This window comes from Paracraurococcus lichenis (genome assembly GCF_030657435.1).
Lineage (GTDB): Bacteria > Pseudomonadota > Alphaproteobacteria > Acetobacterales > Acetobacteraceae > Paracraurococcus > Paracraurococcus lichenis.
The window spans coordinates 1-5,683 of the sequence record NZ_JAUTWS010000174.1; the positions used below are offsets into that span (position 1 = coordinate 1).

Here is a 5,683-nt window from a genome sequence, read left to right on the forward strand (position 1 = left end):
GGCCGCCTAGCGGCATGCTGCGCGCTTTCGCATTTGTTCATGCACGGGCATTTTCAAGCGGCGAGCAGACCTTTAGCAGCGGATGACCAAACTAGGGCGCTGCTTGGTGGGAACCGAAATTATGCCAATAAGTTGTATCGTGATGAGGGCATTGTCAAGTTCGCGGTCTCTAGCCGGAACGAAGGGGCTGGGGCATGCTGACGAGATGACGCCCGAGCCCGCCACCTACCCCGGGTACCGCTTCCCGGCCGAGATCATCAGCCAAGCCGTCTGGCTCTACCACGTCTTCGGCCTGAGCTTTCGAGAGGTGGAACTCATCCTCGCCGAGCGAGGCATCACGGTCAGTCACGAGAGCATTCGCCAGTGGTGCCTGAAGTTCGGGGCCGACTTCGCCCGCAAGCTCCGGAGACGACGGCCCAAGCCGGGCGACACTTGGCACCTCGATGAGGTGTTTCTGAAGATCAATGGCGAGTTGCATTATCTCTGGCGTGCCGTGGACCAGCACGGCGTCGTGCTCGACATTCTGGTGCAGGATCGGCGGAATGCCACGGCCGCCAAGCGCTTCTTCAAGCGCCTGCTGGCTGGCCTGAAGTACAAACCGAAGCGCCTCGTCACCGATGGCCTGCGCAGCTACGGGGTTGCGCAACGCGAGCTGATGCCCGAGGTGAAGCACCGAACCAGTCGGCACCTGAACAACAGAGCGGAGAACTCACACCGGCCAACGCGACGGCGGGAGCGACAGATGCAGCGGTTCAAGTCGGCGGAGCAGGCGCAGCGCTTTCTGTCATTCCACGCCATGATCTACGGCCATTTCCGTCTGCGGCGGCACCTGATGACCGCTGCTGAGTACCGGGATGCACGCGCCGAAGCCTTCCGAGTGTGGCGGCAGGAGACGTGCGTCCAAATGGCGGCGTAAACGCAAGGGGCGTCGTGCCGTGTGTTCAAGCGCGTCCATTATTCCAACAACTTGACAATGCCCGCCGAGGAGCTCTCGGCCTCCATCGCCGAGATCACCCGCCAGGTCTCGCAGAGCTCCAGGGTCGCAGGCCAGGCCGTCGCCGAAGCCCGCCGCACCGACGAGGTCGTCCGCGGCCTCGCCGAGGGCGCCCAGCGCATCGGTGAAATCATGCACCTGATCACCACCATCGCCGGGCAGACCAACCTGCTCGCCCTCAACGCCACCATCGAGGCGGCCCGCGCCGGCGAGGCCGGCAAGGGCTTCGCGGTGGTTGCCTCCGAGGTCAAGAACCTCGCCGCCCAGACTGCCAAGGCCACCGAAGAAATCGCCGCGCAGGTCGGCAGCATGCAGTCCGCTACGGGCGATGCGGTGGATGCGATCCAGGCGATCGGGGCGCGCATCGCCGAGGTGAGCGAGATCGCAACTGCCATTGCCGCGGCCGTCGAGGAGCAGGGCTCGGCCACCTCCGAGATCGCCCGCAGCGTGCAGCAGGCCGCCGCCGGCACGCGGAGCGTCTCGGGTGCGATCGGAGCGGTCAGCCGTGCCGCTACAGAGGCCAGCGCCGCAGCCGGCGAGGTAGCCAGCGCTTCGGAGGAACTCGGGGGCCAAGCCAGAACGCTCGACACCGAGGTGAGTGATTTCCTGCGTGACGTGCGCGCTGCCTAACCAGCGAACCTGTCAGCATAGGGAGAAACCGATGCTTGTCCAAGGCAATCCGTTTCTACAACACTACGCTGCGATCGACAGTGTCGTTCGAAAAGTCAACCTGCCTGAGGGCTGCCGAATCGAGCCAAGAGTGCCGCTGGCTTCTGGCACTCTGTCTCGGCCGGTTCTCGAAGATGAAGTTTCGCCGCTGACTGCCGAGGCGTTTAGTATTGTCCATGGCCAAGCACGGGCCATTCACCGCAACGCAGATGCTATCCTGTGTGAGCGGCTCTTTAGCGATGCGTCGAGCGGGAAATACACCGCGATCGTATTTTTGCCGCCGGTAAACGGCGTGCGCCCGGCCGCGGAGGTAGGCCTCCCGTAGAACGCCGTTGAAAAGACTGTCGATCAGCTCATGCGGTCCGGTCCGATGCTGACGGCGACAGCCGCGGTCTAATCGCCGCACTAAAAACTGCTATGACCTGAAACTGGCCGATTCTAAACCACGCCCAGAACCATGCTACCAACCCAGCTCCGAGTATGGCGCAGGGCTGTTCAACGCTGTGCGGTAGCGGGGGGTGAGTCCTCGCTGCCACAGGTCGGATGCGAACGGCGCCGGCGGGATGATGACGGGCTTCCCGGATCGGCAAACCTCTGACTCATAGGGCGGCAACCGAGGGGAGGTTGCCGTGACCGCGTTTGCGCCGCTGCTGGGTCTGCTGGAGGAGGTGCCCGATCACCGCCGGGCGGAGGGCAAGGTCTACCAGCTGGCGCACGTCCTGCTGTTCTCCATCCTTGCCATCGTCAGCGGCGGCAACTCGTACCGCAGCATCGTCACCTTCATCGAGATGCACCGCCCCCGGCTGAACGAGGTGTTCGGCCTGACCTGGCGGCGAGCGCCGGCGCACACCGCTATCCGCTACATCCTACAAGGCTTGGACAGTGACGCGGTGGAGGCAGCCTTCCGTGGCCACGCCAAGCTGTTGCAGGCGGCCCACGCCAAGCCGGGCGGTGGTAGTCTGGCGATCGACGGCAAGACCCTGCGCGGCAGCTTCGACGCGTTCCGTGACCGCGCCGCTGCGCACCTGCTCGGCATGTTCGCCACCGACACCGCGCTTGTGCTGGCGCACAGCGAGGTCGACGAGAAATCGAACGAGATCCCGGCCGCCCAGGCGCTGCTCGCCGAACTCGGCCTGGCTGGCCACCTGGTCACGCTCGACGCCCTGCACTGCCAGAGGAAACCTTCGAGCTCGGCGCCAAGGCCGGCGCCGACCTGATCATACAGGTCAAGGACAACCAGCCCACCCTGCATCAGCAGGCCAAGGACCTCTGCGCCAGCGCCGCCCCGCTTTCCGCGGCCAGTAGCCGTGATCGGGGGCGCAACCGCCAGGAGGAGCGCAGCGTCACCGTCTTCGATGCCGCCGCCGCCTTCACCGACACCGAGTGGGCATCCCTCATCGGTGCCGTGATCCGCGTCGAGCGCGACGTCCTCGCCCGCAGCGCCAAGACCGGTCTCTGGAGCCGCTCTTCCGAGACCGCCTTCTATCTCGCCACCACCGCGATCCCAGCCGTTCGCGCCGCCTCTGCCATCCGGGACCATTGGAAGATCGAGAACACCTCGCACTACACCCGCGACGTCACCATGGGTGAGGACCGCTCCCGCATTCGCTGCAATCCAGGTCTCTTCGCCCGTCTCCGCAGCTTCGCCTTCAACATCCTCAAGGCCAACCGCCGAAGCTCACTCCCGCAGGACCGCTATCGCGCCGCCATCGGTGGCGTCGATTACCTCCTCGGCCTCCTCAACATTCCACAGCGTTGAACAGCCCTGGAGTATGGCGCGGTTTCGAACTTCGCCGCATCCAACCCCAGCCGCCCGTGATGATCCAACAGCACACGCGCGAGCGGGACCGAGACTTCGACGACGAGACCCGTCGCCTCCCACCTCTGGCCGATCGTCCCACCTAGCTGACGGCGCACCGTTGTCTCAATCACACGCGAGCCAAAGCCCTTACGAGCAGGGATGCCATGAACTGGCGAGCCACTGGCCTCCGCCCAACGCAGGCGCAGTGTTCCTCCCGATGCCAGCGGCTCGACCATCCAGCGCACCTCCACCGCGCCACCAGGGAACGACAGTGCTCCATGCTTGGCTGCGTTGGTCGCAAGTTCGTGGACTAACATGGCGATTGGCTGCACCGCAGCCGCGGCGATCTCCACTGCTGGCCCGTTCAGACACACACTACCCGAGACGGCAGCGTGGGGTGATACCTCCGCGTTAAGCAGGGTGCGAAGGTCGGCAGCTCGCCAACCCTCCTTCGCCAAAAGGGTGTGCGCGCGCGCCAGGGCCGTCACTCGCGCTTGCACCGCGGCCCGGAACGCCTTCGCGTCCTCCGCAGGGGTCAGGAGCAAGGTACCTGCTCAACCCGGGGCGAGGACGGATTGACCCTGTAGGGTGGCGCGAATGGCTTGGTAGGCATCGATGCCACGTCGAGCTGCGGTGCCGATGACGGACTGGACGGCGGCGAAGAGATCGGCGCCCCAGGTGGAGCGAAAGCCACCGGTGACCTTCCTGTAAGTGGCGGTATGGCGGAGATCGCGCTCGGAGGAGTTATTGTCAGCGCTGACCTCGGGATGGTCGAGGAAGGTGAAGAGGTGCTCGCGCAGCAGGCCGTAGCGCTTGCGCAATCGCTGCCCGTGGCGATGGGCGGGGGTCAAGGCCATGATGGCGTCGAGGTCGCGCTCGAGGCGGCACCGGTATTGGCGACGTGTGCTCTCGGCGAGGCTGCGATGGCGGCGGGCCAGCACAACGGCGCGGAGCAGCAGCGCCTTCATGCGCGGGGCGAAGACGGTGTCTCCCGCCTCGATGGCGTAGCGGCAGTCGCGCAACTGGTGCGCCAGGCAGATCTGCCAGGCGGCGGCATGGCCCCGTTGGGCGCTGTAGAGGTCGGAGACCCAGATCGCCGGGCGGTGGCCACCCATCACCTCGCGGACCACACCGGCACCGCGGCTCTGGCGGATCACGTGGATCACCACCTCGGCGTTCTGGAACACCCAGTTCCAGCCGGTACGGCCATCGACGCGCACACCAGTCTCGTCGGAGCCGACGACGCGAGAGCGGCGCAGGCGGGCCAGAATGGCAGCGGTCTCGGCATCGAAGCCCGGCTTGGCGCGCCGCAGTGCGGCGTCGAGGGCGCCCTCGCTGATGGCCAGCCCGAACAGGTCGAGCATCAGCCGGGTCAGCCGCCGGTAGCTGACGTGATGGACGAAGCGCAGATATATCGCCAGTGCGACGATGTTCAGGCTGAACGGCGTGCCCGGCTCCAGTCCCTCCGGCAACGGCGCCAGGGTCGTGGCGCCGCAGCCGCGGCAGTGCCCGGCATAATGCTCCACCCGCGTCACCACCGGCACCACCTTCGGCAGGTCGATCTTGTCGAAGCGCGCCGCCAGCGTCAGGTCGGTCTCGGTTAGCGGCGCCGCGCACTGTGCGCAGCAGCACGGCCGCGCGATGACGGTCTCGTCCGGTGCCTCGCAGAGCCGCCGTCCGCCGCCCTTGCGCCCGAGGCTGCCCTGTCGCGGGCCGCTGCGGGCCGGCTGGTCGCTGCGGCTCGCCTTCTTGCCCTGCGAGGGCGGCATGCTCGAGTTGTCTGGCGTCTTCGGTGGAACGCTGAGCTTGGCCTCCAGCTCCGCCACCCGCGCCGTCAGCGCCTGAACCTGCGCCCACAGCGCATGGATCAGCGTGTCCTTTTCCGCGTGCGACAGTGACGACAGCTCAGGTAGCCGGTCCATCCCAAGCTTGAATCAGCCCCACCCGCAGCGCGTCAAGCAATCTCCGCCCGTGTGAAACACACCAGTTCGAGACCGGGGATGAGCAGGTACTGATGCGTAATTGCTCACGCTCCTTGGGCACGTCGAGCGGTTTGAGGACGTGATGAGGCAGTGGCGAGCAAGCGGGCTCACGCCGCCGTCAGCAAAGGCTTTCCGTCAAGGGTAAGGCGGAGGGCCTGAAGAATGCCGAGGCCACGTCGTCGGGCGGTCTCAAGGACCGAGCGGACATCAGCATAGAGGTTGGCACCCCAGACGGAT

Annotated in this window: 7 protein-coding genes; 5 read left to right on the forward strand and 2 right to left on the reverse strand. The window is 66.1% G+C overall.

Annotation, left to right across the window (positions count from 1 at the left end):
• Positions 1-205 precede the first annotated feature (205 nt).
• From Q7A36_RS38005 to Q7A36_RS38025, 5 genes are all read left to right on the forward strand, one after another.
• Complete coding sequence (locus Q7A36_RS38005) at positions 206-916, forward strand: IS6 family transposase (protein ID WP_305108995.1); 711 nt, start codon at positions 206-208, stop codon at positions 914-916.
• Between the two features lie 57 nt (positions 917-973).
• Positions 974-1,624, forward strand: a complete 651-nt coding sequence (locus Q7A36_RS38010; RefSeq protein ID WP_370655787.1) for a methyl-accepting chemotaxis protein — start codon at positions 974-976, stop codon at positions 1,622-1,624.
• Positions 1,625-1,655: 31 nt separating this feature from the next.
• Positions 1,656-1,988, forward strand: a complete 333-nt coding sequence (locus Q7A36_RS38015) for a hypothetical protein (protein WP_305108996.1) — start codon at positions 1,656-1,658, stop codon at positions 1,986-1,988.
• 304 nt (positions 1,989-2,292) lie between these two features.
• Positions 2,293-2,880 carry an ISAs1 family transposase gene (locus Q7A36_RS38020; RefSeq protein ID WP_305108997.1) on the forward strand — a complete coding sequence of 196 codons (588 nt, stop codon included), beginning with the start codon at positions 2,293-2,295 and terminating at the stop codon, positions 2,878-2,880.
• A gap of 29 nt (positions 2,881-2,909) precedes the next feature.
• Positions 2,910-3,422 carry an ISAs1 family transposase gene (locus Q7A36_RS38025; protein ID WP_305108999.1) on the forward strand — a complete coding sequence of 171 codons (513 nt, stop codon included), beginning with the start codon at positions 2,910-2,912 and terminating at the stop codon, positions 3,420-3,422.
• Here the strand turns inward: Q7A36_RS38025 and Q7A36_RS41915 are convergent.
• A complete protein-coding gene (locus Q7A36_RS41915; protein ID WP_370655788.1) occupies positions 3,386-4,009 on the reverse strand; it encodes an HWE histidine kinase domain-containing protein in 624 nt (207 codons plus the stop codon). The genes Q7A36_RS38025 and Q7A36_RS41915 overlap by 37 nt on opposite strands.
• 9 nt (positions 4,010-4,018) lie before the next feature.
• Positions 4,019-5,386 carry an IS66 family transposase gene (gene tnpC / locus Q7A36_RS38030; RefSeq protein WP_305108998.1) on the reverse strand — a complete coding sequence of 456 codons (1,368 nt, stop codon included), beginning with the start codon at positions 5,384-5,386 and terminating at the stop codon, positions 4,019-4,021.
• Between the last annotated feature and the right edge of the window lie 297 nt (positions 5,387-5,683).